Origin of the sequence: Moritella sp. JT01, assembly GCF_001574435.1 — a bacterium.
Classification (GTDB): domain Bacteria; phylum Pseudomonadota; class Gammaproteobacteria; order Enterobacterales; family Moritellaceae; genus Moritella.
Map to the genome: position 1 here is coordinate 1 of NZ_LOCN01000005.1, position 19559 is coordinate 19559.

15 protein-coding genes and 1 pseudogene are annotated in these 19559 nt (G+C 41.5%); 10 read left to right on the top strand and 6 right to left on the bottom strand.

The features are described from left to right. Positions 1 to 2666 (top strand): carboxylesterase family protein (locus AKG98_RS04550; RefSeq protein ID WP_067042046.1); only part of this gene is annotated, 2666 nt, incomplete at its 5' end. Between the two features lie 357 nt (positions 2667 to 3023). On the opposite strand, the gene AKG98_RS04555 is transcribed toward AKG98_RS04550, so the two are convergent. Continuing rightward, positions 3024 to 3257, bottom strand: coding sequence for a ubiquitin-like protein (locus tag AKG98_RS04555; protein WP_083543883.1), 234 nt, complete (start codon positions 3255 to 3257; stop codon positions 3024 to 3026). Between the two features lie 385 nt (positions 3258 to 3642). On the opposite strand from AKG98_RS04555, the gene AKG98_RS22965 reads away from it, so the two are divergent. The 3 genes from AKG98_RS22965 (at position 3643) to AKG98_RS04570 (ending at position 5884) form a co-directional block, all read left to right on the top strand. Then, the gene (locus AKG98_RS22965) at positions 3643 to 3906 is read left to right on the top strand and encodes a reverse transcriptase domain-containing protein (protein ID WP_369814912.1); all 264 of its coding nucleotides are present in this window, start codon (positions 3643 to 3645) and stop codon (positions 3904 to 3906) included. 454 nt (positions 3907 to 4360) lie between these two features. Beyond that, positions 4361 to 5242 (top strand): alpha/beta hydrolase, encoded by an 882-nt coding sequence (locus AKG98_RS04565; RefSeq protein ID WP_067042052.1) that lies wholly within the window; start codon positions 4361 to 4363, stop codon positions 5240 to 5242. A gap of 105 nt (positions 5243 to 5347) precedes the next feature. Further along, positions 5348 to 5884, top strand: a complete 537-nt coding sequence (locus AKG98_RS04570; protein WP_067042057.1) for a nucleotidyltransferase family protein — start codon at positions 5348 to 5350, stop codon at positions 5882 to 5884. 143 nt (positions 5885 to 6027) lie between these two features. Here the strand turns inward: AKG98_RS04570 and AKG98_RS04575 are convergent, their stop codons facing one another. Continuing rightward, on the bottom strand, positions 6028 to 7764 hold the full coding sequence (locus AKG98_RS04575; RefSeq protein ID WP_228140204.1) for a bifunctional UDP-sugar hydrolase/5'-nucleotidase: 1737 nt from the start codon (positions 7762 to 7764) through the stop codon (positions 6028 to 6030). Positions 7765 to 8105: 341 nt separating this feature from the next. Then, entirely contained in the window at positions 8106 to 9311 is a 1206-nt protein-coding gene (locus AKG98_RS04580; RefSeq protein WP_067042063.1) for an MFS transporter, read from the bottom strand. A gap of 173 nt (positions 9312 to 9484) precedes the next feature. On the opposite strand from AKG98_RS04580, the gene AKG98_RS04585 reads away from it, so the two are divergent. Beyond that, positions 9485 to 10366, top strand: a complete 882-nt coding sequence (locus tag AKG98_RS04585; protein WP_067042068.1) for a LysR family transcriptional regulator — start codon at positions 9485 to 9487, stop codon at positions 10364 to 10366. Positions 10367 to 10420: 54 nt separating this feature from the next. Here the strand turns inward: AKG98_RS04585 and AKG98_RS04590 are convergent, their stop codons facing one another. Next, positions 10421 to 11350, bottom strand: a complete 930-nt coding sequence (locus AKG98_RS04590) for a LysR family transcriptional regulator (RefSeq protein ID WP_198155414.1) — start codon at positions 11348 to 11350, stop codon at positions 10421 to 10423. Positions 11351 to 11436: 86 nt separating this feature from the next. Between AKG98_RS04590 and AKG98_RS04595 the strand changes: the two genes are divergently transcribed. The 5 genes from AKG98_RS04595 (at position 11437) to AKG98_RS04610 (ending at position 17574) form a co-directional block, all read left to right on the top strand. Continuing rightward, on the top strand, positions 11437 to 12327 hold the full coding sequence (locus AKG98_RS04595) for an NmrA family NAD(P)-binding protein (protein WP_157534064.1): 891 nt from the start codon (positions 11437 to 11439) through the stop codon (positions 12325 to 12327). A 169-nt stretch (positions 12328 to 12496) separates the two neighbouring features. Further along, positions 12497 to 12622, top strand: a complete 126-nt coding sequence (locus tag AKG98_RS22830; protein WP_255358609.1) for a hypothetical protein — start codon at positions 12497 to 12499, stop codon at positions 12620 to 12622. Positions 12623 to 13258: 636 nt separating this feature from the next. Further along, complete coding sequence (locus AKG98_RS04600) at positions 13259 to 14869, top strand: ABC transporter ATP-binding protein (protein ID WP_067042072.1); 1611 nt, start codon at positions 13259 to 13261, stop codon at positions 14867 to 14869. Then, positions 14866 to 16524, top strand: a complete 1659-nt coding sequence (locus AKG98_RS04605; RefSeq protein WP_067042074.1) for an ABC transporter ATP-binding protein — start codon at positions 14866 to 14868, stop codon at positions 16522 to 16524. The genes AKG98_RS04600 and AKG98_RS04605 overlap by 4 nt, the downstream gene beginning before the upstream one ends. Positions 16525 to 16791: 267 nt before the next feature. Then, positions 16792 to 17574 carry a phosphotransferase family protein gene (locus tag AKG98_RS04610; RefSeq protein ID WP_067042076.1) on the top strand — a complete coding sequence of 261 codons (783 nt, stop codon included), beginning with the start codon at positions 16792 to 16794 and terminating at the stop codon, positions 17572 to 17574. Between the two features lie 49 nt (positions 17575 to 17623). On the opposite strand, the gene AKG98_RS04615 is transcribed toward AKG98_RS04610, so the two are convergent. Then, positions 17624 to 18949 (bottom strand): type II toxin-antitoxin system HipA family toxin, encoded by a 1326-nt coding sequence (locus AKG98_RS04615; protein WP_067042078.1) that lies wholly within the window; start codon positions 18947 to 18949, stop codon positions 17624 to 17626. A 200-nt stretch (positions 18950 to 19149) separates the two neighbouring features. Next, positions 19150 to 19287 (bottom strand): annotated as a pseudogene (locus AKG98_RS22970) (XRE family transcriptional regulator); the annotation flags it as partial. Between the last annotated feature and the right edge of the window lie 272 nt (positions 19288 to 19559).

The following is a 19559-nucleotide window of genomic DNA, read 5'->3' on the forward strand; positions in this document are numbered from 1 at the left end:
GAACTTATGCTGAAGCAAGGGGCGATAAAAGTAGAGATGGCCATGTTTGCTTTAGAGAGTCGTGCGATATAGATGCATACAAAATTGGGAAAGAGAATGAAAGTTCTATTCAGTATGGAACTAAATATTTAGGAGAGTGTGTGCTTGGTGGTGAACGCGGAGCTGCAACTAAGTTGTTTTATTATGAAAAAGCCGAGAACAAAACTTTCCGAAGTGAATACCAGGATTCAAAAGCAATCCATTTAGATCCATGGAACCACCCTGGAAAAAACTCTTGCGATACGGATAAGAGTGGATATCCTGTAAATAGCAATGGTGAAGCAATAAAACTTTGTGGAAAGTTAGACAGCTATAATAACTTTCCAAATTGTTATACTCACATACAAATTGATCAAGACTATAACGTAGGTACAACTTCGGACGTCTTAGTTGACATCCTTGACGGTGCAACCCTACAAGGTCAACAAGTTATCCCAAAAGATTATGAGACCCCAGTTGATGCCTTCTTAGGGATACAATACGCGGAAGCTAAACGATTTTCAGCCCCAGTCAGATATCATTACCTTGAGAACAGTATTATTGATGTTACAAAGCCGGGTAATATCTGCCCTCAAGTTCTTCACACTATGGAAGAAAATGGCGTTGCAGTAGAAACAATGGGTGAAGACTGTCTTAATGCTAATGTATGGCGACCATCGGGAACAAATAATGGGGACAATTTACCTGTGTATGTGTTCATACACGGTGGTGCATTTGAGCTAGGCTCCGGAACTCAGGCTTTATTTAATGGCGAGAATATAGTGTCTAAAAATGCCGAAGAAGGCAACCCTTTCATTTTGGTTAGTATCAACTACCGTTTAGGGATACTAGGTAGTTTCTATAAAAATGACGAAACCTCTGGCAACTACGGTATCTTAGACCAAAAATCAGCACTAAAATGGGTTAATGAAAATATAGAGCAGTTCGGTGGTAATACCAGTGATGTAACAATATTTGGTGAAAGTGCTGGTGCAATGTCTATCGGTATCCAACTAATGGATGAAGAACAGAACGGTGATTTATACCAGCGGGCGATTATGGAAAGTAACCCTTATGGCATCAAATACAAAAATAAGAAATCAGCTAAAAGGCTTGCACAAAGGACAATTAAAAAATTACATAAGGGCCAACATATCGATACAATGCAGTTTAAAGAAATAATAGATCTACAAACGAAAATGGCCGCTCCACGAGCTCAGATGTGGAGTCTACTAAGTAGCAAACCAGCAACATCAGGCTTACTTTCATGGGCACCTTATATTGATGAACAAGTAATCAAGAGCCAACCAAATGAATTAGCAACTATCGATAATGTTGATGTGACACTTGGATTTAATACTGATGAATCTAATATTTTTGTTGCTCCCTTCGATGCAGCACTCGATATTCCTCAGAGCTATAACATCTTAGTGGATGCATTTTTTGGGATAAAGAAAGGAACTGCATTAAGAAAATTACCTGAATTTAAGCTTGGCCTTTTTACTTCAAAAGAAAAACGTAAAGCCACTACGCGTAATCTACTGAACCAAACTCTATTTTATTGTCCATCTCAAAAATTTGCTCAACAGGTCAGTGAGAAACATGGGAATGTATCTCTGTATAAATTTGAATATAAGCCTGAGTTCACCGTGTGGCCAGATTACTATGTACCAAGTTTTACGGATACATGTAAGCCATCAGAAAACTCATGCCACGGTGCCGAATTACCATTCGTGTTTGGCAATGAACTAAATCTAGTATCTGGGCCTGCTGAATTCTCAGAAAAAGATCGTGAAGTAAAAAATAGCTTAATGACAAAATGGCTGGATCCAGCTACATTCGCCCTTTACCAAGACGACGACGATGATAACATCACAATATTAAACGTTTATGGCGATTTTGTTAATGAATCCGATTGGGATAACAGGTTAAATAATGGGCTTTGTCAAAAAATTAACGCGATCATGTATTCTGATGTTGCGGAAAACAGTTATTTTACTTCTTTCCCAGACAACCTTGATCTTCCGGTAAATGATTCGACATCGACTCTACTTAATGTAGGAGAGACTATTCATCTTATTAGGAAAGTAAGTTCAGTGTCGAATGAAAATGCTTTTTACGTTATAGACCAAAATGAAGATGGCTTTATTACTGAAGAAGACACAATACAAGTGGAGAACGGCATACCTTCTGCTTATATGTATGACAATCATGAACGTGACTTTAAGGCGGGTGACTATACGCTCTCAATTATTAGTCAAGCAGCGGAGAAGCAATTCTTCGACTATACATGCCGGGATGTAATGGCGAGGGAATCATCCATAGAATATATAACTATGAGCGACCCTGGAAATAGCGCGTATCACACGATAATAAATGATTGTTTACATACAGGACCTGACTACCAAACATATTCTCCCAGCGCACGCGTAGACGCTTACATTATGCTTGAAGTACGAGAACATACTGGTGATGTGAGTGTTAATAAGTGCCAAGATATTCCAGCAGTTGATATCAGCAAGCAATATAAACCAGGTAACGAAGTCTCTTACCAAGGTAATGTTTACCGTGCAGAACGTTGGACAGATACTGGCAGAGCAGCAGATGCACAGTATTCAGGTTGGGTATTAGTCGGGCCGTGTGCATAACACCTGGTTAACCCTTATCTATGAAGTTTGACCCTAAGACAATTTTGTCCATCAATGGCTTAGAGTGATAGCTCTAAGCCGAAACTGCCCCAATTCAATTTAGAGCTACTAATCATTTATTGTGATCATTTATTGATTAAAAGGCAAGCAAGATGAATAAGGTTTTTGATTTAGAAAAGCTAATGTGGAAGGTTTTTTTGTATTGTTTATAAAGTTATGCCTGTCCCATCTCTTCTTATTCAAAAAAGAGGCGTAAAAATCAAAATTATAAAGGACCGGTGGGCGATTATCGGGATTTTCGTCGCCAGCTCCTCCTATCTCGAACTTACGGGAGCATAGCCACTTATGCGCCGCTTTCTATCGAAGCACGAGATACAAAGTTGATCCTTCTTCAACAGAATAGTCTGCAACCGTCTTACTGTCCTCAACTTGCTGCCCTAAATATATAAGACGAAACGCTTCAGGTGGCATCCCTCCTTCTTTATCTTTTATCTTTAATTTAAGGACTTTAATAGTATCCGTTAGCTCTACACCATAAGTTGAAACTCGGTTAGATCCTGCGATCTTTTTTACGTTAATTTGTATACTCATGAACAATTCCCTGTTGAAAGTTGAAATATATACGATTACGTGGACTCTAAGCCATAAAACCGTATTAATACTTTATCATTAACATTATATTGTCAAGTCAAATATGCAGCAATAAAGGATAGGAAACAACAATTTACCAACCTGTATCATCATATAACCGAAAGCCTGTTAAAAGACAATTTCCTAAAGTTTAAACGCAACTCAGCGCCTGGCTGTGATGGCGTAACATGGGCTAAGTATCTTATGTTTAGAGGATAAAATTGTCCAGCAAGCCACAGTGCAAGTGCTAAACCAAATATACGAGGTCGATTTTATGGGCTTCTCATATGGTTTTAGGCCGGGTAAAGGCCAGCATGATGCGCTGGATGCTTTACACATAGCGATAATGAAAAGGAGACAAGCGTCGACAATAGGCACACCTCAAGGTTCGGTTATTTCGCCACTTTTGGCAAATGTCTACCTGCACTACAGCTTCGATCTGTGGCTAAATCAATATCGTAAGAGTACACGTGGAGAGGTCACCATAATCCGCTACGCTGACCCAGCCGTGCTGGGGTTTCAGAAGCATCAAGATGCTAAAAAATGCCTAGCGGCGCTGGTTAAGGCGAGTAGTTCAAGGGCATATCAACGATTATGGTGTCCCTTTTAACTCATACCGTATTGGCCAGTTTGTGAAAGAAATAAAGAGGCTCTGGCTAAAGAGTTTAAGGCGACGTAGTCAACGACACCGTACGACATGGGAACGCTTCAAGTACTACATCGAATATTGGTTACCGAAGCCTAAAATTGTTCATCCTTATCCAGAACAGCGTTTTGACGCCAAACACCTGAGGTAGGAGCCGGATGCGTTAGTAGCGCACGTCCGGAACTGTGCGGCTGGTGTTGTTTGATTCTTTCGTCTATCACGTAAACATGGTAACTTATTGCTTCTGTTATGCTTTTAATAACCAGCAACTAACAAGGCAATCAAGTCGGAGAGTAACAGTTTGCCCGGTTCCGCTTAGCTTCACATTTTAGCAAACTATTACTCTCCGCTTATTGCGGCGTTAAATGCCAAAGTCGAACTCGAACTCTGTAAGCATCATCAATGGACTTAAGTAATTATGAATTTGTTTCGTGGTTTCAAAACATCAAAAGATATTAATGAAGAATATAATGCTGTTTTAAGTGTCGATAATTTGGGTATGTATATTGAACAAGACTTGACGCGTAGCAAAGAAACTCGCGATGAATTAAAGTGCTTCGAGGATATTCCCTACGGCTCATCTGAAGATGAAATCTTAGATGTTTATCCTTCAAGTCATATGAACTCGCCAGTGGTTGTTTTTATACATGGTGGATATTGGAAGAGCTTATCGAGTAAAGACTTTAGTTTTGTTGCAAAAGGACTTGTAGAAAAGGGATTTACCGTAGTCTTGACTAATTATTCACTCTGTCCCAAGGTATCTATTCCTGAGATAACCAAACAAAATTGTTCAGCCATAGAATGGACGTATAACAATTCACATAAGTTTAATGGGAATAACCAGAAAATTTTTGTTTGTGGGCATTCCGCAGGTGGCCATCAAGCAGCTATGTTGGCATTATGCGATTGGAATGATCTTGATTTGCCTAATGATGTTATTAAAGGTTGTATTGCAATCAGTGGCTTATTTGATTTATCACCACTTAAATTTTCATGGTTACAAACGGAAATTAATTTAACAGAAAAAATAATTTTAGAGCAAAGCCCACTTTTAGAAGCATCTTTGAACTCTCCCTCAACAATGTTGATTGTTGGTGAATATGAGTCAATCGAATTTAAGCGACAATCATCCGACTATGCAGATAAATTAAGGGATAGCGGTAATGATGTTCAATTGTATTTTTCGACGGGAAAAAACCACTTTTCAGTTGTCCAAGACTTATATCAAAGCGATAGTGAGTTGTGTAGCAATATCGAAAGGTTTATAAAATTAAATGACAGTGGTGCAGTTGGCACTTAACAAGCTGTTAAACAAGGACAAAATACAGTTGGTTTTTGCTCCTTCGTCGCTTATTTAACCAACCATTATTTGCCTCTTAGTGAGGCGTTATAACGCAGGGTGGATATGGATAGGGTAATCACATTAATTGAGAAAGATGAATTGAGAGTTAAAGCTCTTGATTGTGTTCAGCAACTTGATTTACCTCATTGTTATCTAGCGGCTGCTTTCGTCCGAAATTTGGTGTGGGATCACTTGCACCAAAAATCAATATCAACGCCTTTGAATGACGCTGACGTGATCTATTTCGATGTAACTGAATCTAACTCTGAAAACTACAAGCTCATAGAATCTCAGCTTTCTGTGCTGATGCCAGAATTAAACTGGGAAGTGCGTAATCAAGCTCTTATGCATAAACGAAATGGTGATAAACCGTATTTAAATATCATTGACGCGATGAGTTATTGGCCAGAAAAGGAAACAGCTGTTGCTATTCGAAAGTTAGATAATGGTAATTATGAATGTATTTCTGCTTTTGGTTTCGAATCGTTGTTTAATCTACAAGTTACGCGTAATCCTAAGCGTCCTTTGGAAATTTTCAGTGAACGTGTAACGTCAAAAGGTTGGTTGGCTCATTGGTCTAATTTGAGAGCTGCGTTATAACAAGACCATCAATACGATTTTTTACATTCGGTATTGTCGGTCTACCTTTAATTTCATCGTATTAAGTGGTTAAATTCAATTTGGTCGTCATTGTAAAAAACGTATTATGGCGGCGTTAATCTCAATGTCATTATACTTTATGTTCACACCGGTTCGCTATACTCCAACTGTTCACGTGAAGACGATTTATAGTCTGTTTGGATAAAATCAATGAAGCAATCTGCCATCGAATATTGGGTAACAATCCCATCAGCTTCCATCATGGTTAATGCTTCATAACCTTCTTTACCTTTCATGGTATAAGCGGAAGAGGTTCCGTAATAAATCATTTCATGATCGATATCGTTCCAACCATCTTCTTCCGTATAGATAGTAAGTTTAGCAATTCGCTTACCAAGGGGGCGTTCGGCGTAATAGCTAAAATTCAAGTTATAGGTATAAGGGTAGCTTCCCGAGCCAGAGCCTAGAACCCCATTATTGGTGGCGTTGTTGATTGCACCCTCTAGTGCCTGTGCGATATATTTGCCTTTGATGTGATAAACACCAATGGGAACGGCAAAGGGAAGTAGCTTACCTGCAATATCACCAATTGAAATATTACCCCGGTGTAAAGACGTTCTCACACCGCCAGCATTATGAATTGCAAAGTCGACTCGATGACCATTTTTATTCATCATATGCGCAAAAGATTCGGCTACTAGCGGGGCAATATCACTGCCTCCCTTCAGATCAGGAATACGGATATGTCGCATATCCTTGGCTAACTTAGCAATCACGGTATTTTGTAGCTTACGTACTCTCGGTATATATTTATCTTGTAGCAAACTTTGTAGTATCGGATCTTTTTTACATACAACCACGTTTTCATGTTGAGCGAGGTAGAGACTCGCCTTTGCATGGATTTCATCATCATTGGTTGTTAACAAGCTTGCATCAATACAAAGTCGGCGACCAATAAGCAGCTCATTTTTGCCCTTAAAAGTGCTAACCGAACCATCGGCTGCGAAATCAATCTCACAGTGACCAAGTGCCTGTGAGTGAAATCCCGCTTGAACAATATAAGTACCATTAACCTGATGTCCGTATTCAGATTCTTTTTTCAGTCCTAAGTCACTGAAATCGCCGAGAAGCGTGTGGCTATGACCGCCAACAATCAAGCTGATATCATCCACTTCTTTAGCTAATTCACAATCACCATCAAAACCTAGATGACTCACTAATATTATCTTATTAATACCTGACTTTCGGATAGCTCGAACAGTATTTTTGGCTGTTTCAAAGGCATTAATAAATGGCGTGTCCGGATCTACATTCGCTATATCGGCCATCTTATCCAATGACACCCCGAATATTGCTACAGGCTCGCCATCTACAACACGAGTCATCCAGCGTGCAGTCTGCTCATCAGGCTGATAAGAGAATAAGTTTGAACGACCGCTTAAATGATGAGACTTCGTTTTTATTTCGTTAGAAAGGTCCCAGTTACCCGCTAACAGTGGAAACTGAATACGATCTAAAAATGCAGCCACAGGTTCATTACCCATATCTAGCTCATGATTACCAATAGTCATCATATCAATGCCCAGTGCATTGAGCATATCTGAGTTGGCCTTACCTTTAAAGAGCGAGAAATAGAGCGTCCCCTGAAAGCAATCTCCAGCATGAACAAATATAAAATCTCGATTATTTTGCAGGGCTGTCGCTTTAAGTTGTTTAGCTCTGGTCGCTATACGGGAAAACCCGCCATTACTCACATAAGGCGATATACTTTTGCCCTCAATGTTAAGCTGTAATTGCAGTGACTGAGGTTCAAAGTAGGAGTGCGTATCGTTTATATGTGCGAGAGTTATCCTAACGGGCTTATTATTCTTTATCATCATGTTTCAATTTTCATCTATATTCTAATCGTTCGTTTTCACTGAATGGAAAGCCTGTTCAGATAAGTTTAACATATTCGATTATGATTTTTTCTGTAAAAACTGCACAGCAAAAATTTTAAAGCACATTATAATAACTCTAACTCGATTCTGAGCCGGTGAGTTAGAGCGGTGACTAACTCACCGGGGTTAACCAGCACTGGATTTATAGCCCTCAGTTGCGCTATTGCTCGTTTTTGAGCTTGTCAAATATTTGATATTTTAACGTTCGATTTCCATAGTGAATTGCAATCACGGCGATAGCGAGGTTGATATACCTGAGACTTACGTTTGGCATGTGGCAACTAAACAGTTTGTTTAGCGCGGTTGTGTTCGATGTTTTCATCACGTAGTGCTTTCTTATCTAGCTTGCCACTCAAACGGGTTAATGCAAGAGCAACGAGCACAATGACTGCGCCTACCCAAGGAGTGTGCATTAGGCCAGCTTCGGCAACGATAAGACCACCACCCCAAGAGCCAAGTGCAATGCCCACGTTAAAGGCTGCGATGTTTAAACCAGATGCGACATCGACAGCGTCTGGAGTGTGTTTTTCTGCAAGTTTTACCACGTACACTTGCAGTCCAGGAACATTACCGAAGGCAAATGCACCCCAAACTAAGATGGTTGCCACAGCTGCTACTGGATTCACAGCGGTAAAGTTAAACACAACCAAGACTGCAGCAAGACCTGAGAAAATCACCGTCAGCGCTTTAATTGGCCCCATTTTGTCAGCCATTTTTCCGCCCCAGATATTACCGATTGCAACCGATACCCCGTAGACCAGCATGATTAAACCGATGGCGCTTGAGTTAAACCCTGATACTTGTTCTAGGATTGGTGCTAGAAAAGTAAAGGCTGTGAATGTGCCGCCATAACCCAGAGCTGTGATCGCATACACCAATAGTAAACGCGGTTGCGTGAGAACCTTAAGCTGTGCTGATAGTTTTGTTGCTGGAGGCTGTTTTAGGTTGTTTGGTACTAATAACGCGCTACCAATAAGGGCAATAAGACCAAGAGCTGCAACAATTAAAAAGGTTGCTTGCCAGCCAAAGGATTGCCCGATGTAAGTCCCTATAGGTACACCCGTTACTAAAGCGACGGTTAAACCAGTGAACATGATCGCAATCGCACTGGCGGCTTTCTCTTTAGCGACTAAACCGGTAGCGATAGTCGAACCAATGGAAAAAAATACACCATGAGCAAGGCCAGTAATAATACGTGCAATAATTAACGTATCGTAGCCTGGTGCTTGCCAAGCGAGTAAGTTACCCGTAACAAACAAAGACATCACAGCAAGTAAGACGTGCTTTCGATTCCATTTGCCAGTCAGTGCAGTTAAAACTGGCGCGCCGACCGCAACGCCAAGGGCGTAAAGGCTAACTAAAAGTCCGGCTGAAGGTAAGGATACATTTAAGTCGGCCGCCATAGTAGGAATAAGCCCTACGATGACGAACTCGGTGGTTCCGATAGCAAAGGCGCTGAGCGTCAATGCAAGTAGTGCTAAAGGCATAATAATTATCTCTATTTTTTGGTCTGGATGATGATAAACGCGATAATCAATAAATCGCGTTTCGTTTTAATGGAAGCATTATGCATAATTATTACATTGTGAAAAACAGTGTCTTTTACAAATGACTTTTGTTATAAATGGGGTTAATAAGTAACTGTGCTGGAGAGAAGTGAATGCTGACCCGTTCTGATGATTTAGAGATCTTATTGACAGTGGTAGATAGTGGCGGTTTTTCTGCGGCGGCGGAGGCTTTAGATATTCAAGTCGCACGTGTATCACGGGCGGTGAGTAAGGTAGAAAAGCAGCTTGGCGTATCGATACTTAATCGCACGACGCGGCGTGTTGAATTAACTGATGAAGGCCGCCAATTTGTCGACACCATACGTGTTGGTTTACAGCACATTCAGCAAGCGGAAGAAGAACTAATCTCACGCGGAGAACTACCGAAAGGGCGCTTGCGTGTCGATGCTGCCAGTCCGTTCGTATTTCATCAGCTAGTACCACTTGTGCAAGCATTTAATAAGATGTATCCAGATATCCAGTTGGAACTGACCTCGAATGAAGGTTTTGTTGATCTATTAGAGAAGAAAACAGATCTTGCTATTCGTATTGGTCAGTTAACTGATTCAACTCTTCATGCGCGACCATTAGGGAAAAGTTTGCTGTATATTGTGGCATCGCCTGATTATTTATCTCGGCGAGGTATTCCCAAGCAGACAAGCGACCTTTCTACTCATGCAACGATTGGTTTTTCTGGCCCCAAAATACTAAACCATTGGCCGCTAAAAGGTTTTAAAACATTAGATCCCACCTTTACTGCAAGTAATGGTGAAACCGTTCGGAAACTAACGTTAGCGGGGAACGGTATTGCCTGTTTGTCGGGCTTTATGGTGAAAAAAGATATTGAAGAAGGGCGTTTAGTCGTATTATTGGAACCTGAAAAATTGTCTCATACGGGCAGAGAACAGATCAACGCGGTGTTCTATAGGTCTTCTTCAGTAGCAAAACGTATTTCTGCGTTTATCGACTTTATCCAGCCTAAACTATCGTTGTAATTTTAGTTTTTATGATTATCACTCTTTCTCGAATCAAGCATTTTCACATGGTATTTATGCGATAACGGTTTTATTTTTAGAGCCTATTTCGAAAAGTAGATTACGCAACCATATGTGGGCGGGATCCTCATGCCATCTTTCATGCCATATAATTGACGGATTAAAGCTCTTTATCGTGAGTGGAATTTCAAGTATTTTTAACGGTGCCGTCATTACAACTTTATGAGCAAGCCGACGTGGGATCGATAAAATCATATCGCTTTCAGCGACTAACATTGGTGCAGCAAGGAAGTGAGGTAAGCGTACTGCGGTCCTCCGACTCAACCCTTCTTCTGCTAAAGCATTATCAACAGTGCTTTTACCCTTGCCTGTAATGATCACTGATATATGGGACAGTGAGGCAAAACTCTCCAACGTCCATGGCTCTGCTAATATAGGGTGGTCACTACGAATAAGACAAACGAGATCTTCATCGTAAAGTACTCGCTGATAAAATCGTGTTGGCAGCTTATCATAAACTCCAATCGCTAAATCTACATCCCCCTGAACTACTAAATCGATATTGTCGCCTGACGATGCTGATATTTCCAAATCTAGCCTCGGAGCCAATTCCGCCAATTTAGATAACAGTTCCGGTATCAATAACAAAGTCATATGATCCGTTGTAGCGATAGTAAATTTACCTGATGCTTCACTAGGTTTAAATGTTGATGGTGCCACAATTTTTTGGGCGTCATCGAGTAATTTAGTCACAGCTCCAGACAGTGCTGTCGCTCGTGGCGTCAACTCTAGTCCTTGCGATGTTCTTACCACAAGTCGATCGTTAAATAATTTTCGAAGCCGAGCTAAACCACGGCTGGCCGCTGGTTGGCTGAGGCCGATCCTTTGTCCTGCTCGAGTAACGCTTCGCTCTTTTAATAAAGCATCGAACAGTTTAAGAAGATTAAGATCAACACTACTAAAATCCACTTTCTGGATATTCATTATAACCCTCATGCATTGGTGTTATGTTTAGGCAGTCTATAAGATTACCTACACCAAATCTATTATGGCTTTTACAAAAGGAACAAATGATGAATAACAATGAATTGTATGTTGTTACTGGTGTTACTGGGAATACTGGTTCTGTTGTGGCTAATACATTACTTAAGGCAGGAAAGCGCGTAAGGGTTGTAATACGCGATGCAGCCAAAGGGAATATTTGGGCCGGTCTAGGAGCAGAGGTAGCTATTGCCGATTTCACAGATATACCAGCATTAACTAAAGCCTTATCCGGTGCCGATGGAGCCTATATAATTAGTCCTCCGAAATACGCCTTAGATGACCTATTTACGCAAGCCGAAATAATTGCGACCTCCTTTTCCGAAGCTGCAATGAAGGCGAAGTTACCAAAAATAGTGGCTCTATCTTCTATTGGTGCTGATAAATCAAGCGGTACTGGATGGATAGCAATGAATAGAGTTCTCGAGCAATATTTAAGTCAGACTGAAATACCTGTTACATTTCTTCGCCCCGCTTATTTTATGGAGAACTGGACGCCGATGATTAAGTCTATTACGCAAGGCAAGTTGAACAGTTTTCTTACACCTGCGGGACGCAAGATTCCTATGATCTCGACCCAAGATGTGGGGCGTATCGCAGCTGAAGCATTATGTGAAAGCTGGAGTAATAACAGAGTAATCGAATTAGAAGGCCCAACTGCATACTCACCAGATTGTGTTGCAATCGCTTTAACTCAAGCACTCGGCATAACGGTAGGCGCGATTGCAATACCTGAACCGAATTGGACTGATGCGCTATCAAATGCTGGTTTCTCAGCGCCTGCTTTCGATGGGTTTGTCGAAATGACGCGAGGTCTAAACTCTGGTCATCTCGCTTTTTCTGATGACGTGATGGTTGATCGTAGAAAAGGGGATATCACCTTAGAAAACATAATCGGACACATACTTAGGTCATCATAACTGCTACATTATATTCATTAATCAAGCCGATTCTGCCCAAAATGAGTTAGAGCAGTTACCTACTCATAACATCTAACGAAGTTTTTAGGCTCCGTGTATAATGCGTGTAAAAGAGCAAATTAATGACTCTATTTGCATCTTTACATTTAGTGTGTAGGGCTTGATAAAGGTGCAACCAAGTATTCTGCTTGCACCTTTCTGGTTTATTGCTAAATACGAAGCCTTAGGTTTGACTCAACGTCATCAATTAACGATAGAGGGACAGCTTGTTCGTCAGCTAGCGCACGCCACGTAGATACATGAAGTGTGCTCTCGTCGATGGTTACATTTATCAGTTTGTAAATAGAGGACTTAGTGTACTCAGGCTATAGAAATCACTACGCTCAAAATGATAAATCAAAGTAATTCAGCTCTGCTTGCTTTAAATCTTCCTCAAAGCCTTGATCGCAATTAGGTATCATTTTATGCCATGCCGGGTATTCCAAGAGATCTGATGAGAGACAAGATAAAGTAAAGGTATGAGGCAGTGAATGTGCAGCCAGTCCGTTCAAGTACCACTTGTGTAAGCATTTTACGTCGCATGACCCATTTCTTCTATTTCATGATAACTGAGTTTATAGGTGAGATAACCCCTAGCGGATAGTGTTGCCCTGATATATTGATGCCCATGTTGTCATGCCTAGTAAATTATCAACACCTTGATTTATATCGCTAACTTTTAGATATAACCGAGAAATTAATTGCTAATTCTAATTAAGTTGCTCATATTATGAGCATTACTATAAGATTAAAACGTAGGCTCGCTTATCGAACATATTATTTACGACTTAAAACCTGATTACGGCATCCAAAGCACCAGTGGTGAGAGCCTTATACGCTCAACATATCAATCCCACACCTTTTTTCACTACCTCAATAAGTTGGGAAGAGTATGATAAATAAAATCAGCCAACACTATCTCACACCTACGCTCATGCCTGCGTTGCAACCATCCATCGCCAAACTTATGCTGGGCACCTTTGCTGAAGTGGTTGCTGCACTCGCAAAAATAGGCGCACTATTGTGCTTAATACAATTAATTGACGACCTCTCGAGTAAATGGGTTTTCAGTGCAATCGGCCTTTGGATCGTTAGTGCCGCCGTCTCTTCATTAGCATCCTGGTGGGTTCATGAAGCTGAAGCCCAATTTTCCTTTCAGGTGCGCCGTCAAGTGGCTCAGCATCTCGCTAGGTTGCCAAGTAAAACAGTCTCTCGATATGGTGAAAATCAACTTCGCCGCTTGGCTTCGGAGGACATTAATACGCTGCATCATATGATTGCTCACTTACCGTCTGAATTTGTCACGTTCATGTTGGTGCCATTGGCGTCCATCCTCATCATGTTGAGCTTGGCAGGGCCAATTGCGCTTTTCGCCCTTGTCCCTGGTCTTATCGCCTCACTTTACTATCTGGTGTTTCTACCCAAGTATGCTGCGAAACATGGCGCTGAACGCATGAACATTATGGGTGAGATTGTCACTGCAGTGAACGATTACACAAGGGGCATCCGAGTCAATCGTATTTATGGTACTCAATCGGGCGCCATTGCCAATTATCGACATGCCACGCAACGTTTTACCGACGGCATCGTAAAGTGGGTGAGCAATGTTGCACTTGCTGCTGCGGTTTCTGTAGCGCTGCTACAAGCGGTCGCCACTTTAGCTATCGCTTACACGATTTCCTATCAGTTAAGTCCTGCTGCCATGGCTTCGGTTTTCTTTTTTGGCCTTGCCATCGTGACACCCGTGCTAAAGTTGGGTCACGGCTTAGACTATGTAACGGCAGGTAAAAACGCCGCCAAACACATCAGCGACTTTTTACAAGAAAGTACCATCGCTTCAGGCCAAGTCAACCGACAGAGAAAACCAGACTCGTTACATGCCGAACACATCAAGGTCGTCACCGATCAAAAAACGATCATCAACGGTCTTTCTTACTCTTTTATTCCGGGCTCTTTTACAGCCATTATGGGTCCGAGTGGCGTTGGAAAAAGTACATTGTTACGTATCTTATCCGGTTACGAACGGCCTTCATCAGGGACCGTTACCCTCGGAGATGACAATATATCAGACCTTGATGAAGTGTCGCGACATAACGCAATACGCTACGTCCCCCAAAACACTGGCGTTTTGAAAACTACGGTGCGAGAGAATCTGCAATTGGCAACACCTGATGCCACCGACGATACGCTCCGCGATGCACTGAGCCAAGCCCAGTTTATTATTGATCTTACAGCGGACGCAGCCTCCCTTTCAGGCGGGCAACAACAACGTATATCTCTTGCTAACGTGTTCTTAAGTAACGCCAATATCATCTTACTTGACGAGCCTACTAGCGCTCTTGATAAGGAGACCGCGTTAGTTGTGATGCAAAACCTGCGTGCACTGGCTCATCAACAAGGTAAAACCATTATTGTGGTGACTCATGATACAGACCTCGCTCAGCAAACAGATTTTACGCTGACGTTAACTCGAAACGCTGAAAAAAAGGACGAAAAAGTATGACGAGCAACAACACTAATTCCGTTAGTAAAGCACTGCCAGAACAGGCAAAACGTCGTCTGTACCTTGTTGGTACTGGCTGGGTGTTGGTTGCCGTACTGGAAGCTGCTGCCTATACTGTTTTGGCCCTAGCCATCGTTGAACAGCAAACACCTATGTATGTTTTGGCAGCTGCGGGGGCCGCAATCTTGGCGACAGTGATGGTCACACGATCTGGCTTTTTGTCCGGAGCAAAACTTACTGGTGATCTCTATTCAGCGCTTGGTAAAGCACTTAACCAAGCAAAGCTAGCTTGGTTTACCGACCAGCACAGAACGCAAACAACTCACCTGGCTGAGCGTGGCATTCCTGGTTTTATGAGCATACCAGCTCACCAACTGCAAACCTTCCTGCATGCGCCACTCCTACCTTTATTTCTGGTGGTTGGTATTGGTCTAGTTGGTGGTGTAACCATAGCGGCGCTGAGTTCAGCATTACTCGCAGGCGCGTTATTTATTCAATATAAATCGCAATTGGCTCTTATCCATACCGATCGCGATCGACACAGCGCAGATGTGAATACCACCAAGTACACACTCGAACTAATCGATCACCTGGATCTACTGCGCGCGACCGCGGGTCCAAAGCGGGCGATTGAACGAATTGAAGCAAGTTGGACTAAGCAAGAAAAAATTCACAAAAGTATCAACCGTGCGGCATCTAAAACAACATTTGTATCGACGCTCGCGACAATTTTACCGCTGGCTGGTATGGCGAGTTACTTGGTTGTCTCCGGCACAACAGAGCCACTATTGATTTTATCGCTTTTGATACTTATCACTAGAGCTGCAGCACCTTTGGGCGAGTTAGCATTGGCTGGGTTTGCGATTAATGATGTGCGCGCGGCGATTAAGGACTATATCCATTTAACCACTGTACCTAGCTTGCCAGAGCCTAAACCAGAAAATGCTCAGCAGCCCAATTATCACCAATTTCAGTTGCATAATGTTGGCTGCTCAGACATTTTTATTGGTGCAAACGCAGAAATTATAGAAGGCGCGAAAGTTGTGATTAATGGACCAAGTGGCGGTGGTAAGAGTACCCTGTTAGGTTTGCTGATGCGATTTGATGACCCTACGCAAGGTCGAATTACCCTAGGTGGTGTCGATATAAAACAAATCAGTTACGACGTGCTCACTCAATATTTTTCTTACGTGGCACAAGATCCCATTGTTTTCACTGGGACTTTGGCTGACAACATCCGCTTAGGTAAACCGGATGCGAGCGATGAAGAAATCGAGCGATGTGCAATGCATGCTCAATTAAGTGAGGTGATAGATCGCACTGAATTAGGCATTCATCAACTTGTCGGGCAAAAAGGTGAGGCGTTATCCGGTGGTGAGAGACAAAGATTGGCCATTGCACGCGCTCTAATCAAGCAAGCACCTATACTGATTTTTGACGAAGCCACTTCGGCACTTGATGATGCTACCGAGAGACTTATCGCAGAACATATTCATTCGCTAAAAGCGACGGTCATTGTGGTAACACACAGGGAACCAAGTATCTGGCAACCGACAATGGAATTTAATATACAAAACCAAACTGTCAGCCATCAGTTACACAGTACGAAGCCCAACCCGAGCAAGACGATGGCAGCGGAACCAGCACCGAACTAGACCAGAATGATAAAACCGATGGCGCTTGAGCTAAACCCTGACACTTGTTTTAGGATTGGAGCTAGAACAAGTAAAGGCAGTGAATGTGCTGCCAGTCCGTTCGAGTACCACTTGTGCAAGCATTATAAATACAACTCTTGTTTTGGTTTTATTTGATATATTATTCTATATCCATTTGTAATACATGATAAATTTGATATTGTTGATGGTACTTTAATTAAAGTGGGATTCACATTATACGGAGTCCCGTATGCTAAGAGTGATGCTATGAAACAGAAAGAATTATCCCAAATGGGGGAAGCACAGGTGTATTTAACTGAATATCAAGGTGTTCAGTGTATTCAAAAAATAAATGCGACTTCTATTGAGGTGGATTTTTATAAATTAGTAGCTCCAAAATTACGCGCTATTGGTGTTGGTATTCCTGAACTATTTGATAACCAAGGGCGTGACTTGTTCATTGAATATATTCCTAACCCATTTACTCTTACGGAATTAATTCAAACTTCTGAAATGTATGAACAGCTATTGCTTGTCCATAATTGTAATGAACCTTACCAAATGCCGATAAAGCAACATAAATGGGAGATAAGTCAGACTGATTCAGCTCTGCTTGCTTTAAATATCCCTAAAAGCTGCGAGAATCTATTCCATTATATGCAAAAGAAAAGCTCTATATTATTCGAATCAGAAAATTATATTTCAGGCGATACGAACAGTGGTAATTGGGGGAGGCGTAATGATGGCAGCATTGTATTGTTTGATTGGGAAAGATTCGGTAAAGGTAGCCCTGCTATTGATTTAGCCCCATTAGTACAAGGTATGGGGAATCATACCGAATATTCAAAAATTGTAGAGTGTTATCTAAAGAATAACAGCAACCACGATGGTTCTGAGTTATTTAAACAGCTAATTATTGCTAAAGCTTGGATTGTTATTGAGGTCGTTAATTTATTGATAGAAAGAAGTCACCCAGAAACAAGTAAATGTATTGATTGGTATAACAAAAATATTCCTTCTTGGTTAAGTGAGATGGAACATGCCTTATAGCATATAAGAATAGGTGCAACCAAATACCCTGATAGCACCTTTTTTATTGTTAAATATTAAGCCTTAGGTTTGACTCAACTTCATCAATTAACGAGAGCGGGACAGCTTGTTCGGTAGCTAGCACACGCCACGTAGATACATGCTGTGTGATTTCGTCGATGGTTTCATCTATAAGTTTCTTAGTAAATAGGGGACTTAGTGTACTCAGGCTATAGAAATCACTACGCTCAAAATGGTCACGCTTACCGTTGAGTGTCATCCAGTGACAACTTACCCAATGACTATCTGGCTTGTATGAGTATGCAATGTCGTAAGCGGGAGAAAGAGACCAGACTCCGGCATCGTTCATCATGAATCCAAAGTTCTTTGAGTGGTCGTCATGGTTGCGCGATATGATATTAAAGATTAAGCGTCTCAATAGCTGCATAGCCTCTGGCGCTTTCAACCTTAGTTGACGGACTACCCCAAATAATTCCTCATACGAGAATGATCCAGCTTGCTTATAGCTAACATGTGCCATTGCATTCAGGGTCTGTACATGTACGCGTTTGTTTCCGATTCTATCGAAACGTTGGGTGATAAAGTGGCGACGATCACCTTCGTTCAGGAGTTGAGTTGGCATCATATCAATACCGCAAAGCTTATTTGCCATGAGATAATACGTATATTCCATCGCGCCGTAACCTAACGGATCACCAAATGTCTCTTTGTTCTTGTTGTGCTCACTGACACCATCAAACTTCATTAAGTAATGAGTAAATCCTTCAGGAACTTCAACTTGCCCGGATCGCACTTCGCTAAAATCGTGGTTAAATGCTAAAACCGCTTTAGGTCTGGCACCACCGGCGCTCATACCAACAGACATAAGTTCTAACATGGCGTCTTTGTTTTCACGGCCAGCATGATCAAGTTCAACTCCAAAGTCTTGTCTTTCAGAGAGAATGTTTTGAGCGACAGAAACCAGAGACTTGATTTCTATCTCTTGTGACTTATTGAAAGAGTTACCGTATTTTTTTGGCGGAGAATAAGACAATGCACCCATTCCTCTCGCTCCCGTGTACTTTAAACGTTCAAGCGGGGTTATCTCACTGGGTAACCGTCCGTTTCGAGCTACCCAAGCATTGAGGACTGTATTACCGAAATCATCTGGTAAAGAGTCGGCTAAAAGCCCCGAAAGACCTTTAAAGGTGGCATGATCGATTGATGGAAACGAATAAATTTTCTTAGAGAGTGGCATCATTAGCGGAGATAATTCAATTCCACTAGAAATAAAGCTAGGATCGTACTCAAACGCGCTTTGCTTTGTCACTGGGTCGTAACTGGCTGCGCCGACAGCAAGGTCGTTGTAACTGACCTCAATAACTTCTTTTACCATCCTAGGTTATCCTCGTTTTCGGGTTCTTGTTTTTGTTGATCTCTTGGGCTAGATGCTCTTTTTCGTTCATTCCCATGGAGTTGGGCAAGCTGAACCGGTGACACCTGAGTTGCCGGAAGAAAAATATCTATTTGATCAATAACGTCTAACGCCTGCATAATAATGATCATGGTTTCGAGTGAGCATTGCCCGTTCTCAGCATTGGCTATCTTTTTACGGGTTAATCCTACGTCTTTTGCGATTGATGCTTGGGTTTTGTTCGCGTTAAGGCGGTAGGTTTTTAGTCTTTCACCAATCACCGTGGCGATTGCAGGTGCTGTCATGTTTGAATAATTCATACCAACCCTTTAATGTCCTATAATATGACTATTATAGGTTAAAAATAACCTTAATGCTCCTAAAAAGGAACATTAGTTTTATTTACTTTAATGTCCCGTAAATCATCCATTAATGACTTAAAATACAAGTAATGTTCCATATATGAATCATTATTAATAAATGGTAATCGATGCCGTCAATATAATTAAATTCAATAACTAACCCTATAACCACTTCAATTCCGGTATTAGATTTAACATCCAGGTAGGAGTAAAAAGGAATAGGGCACTTG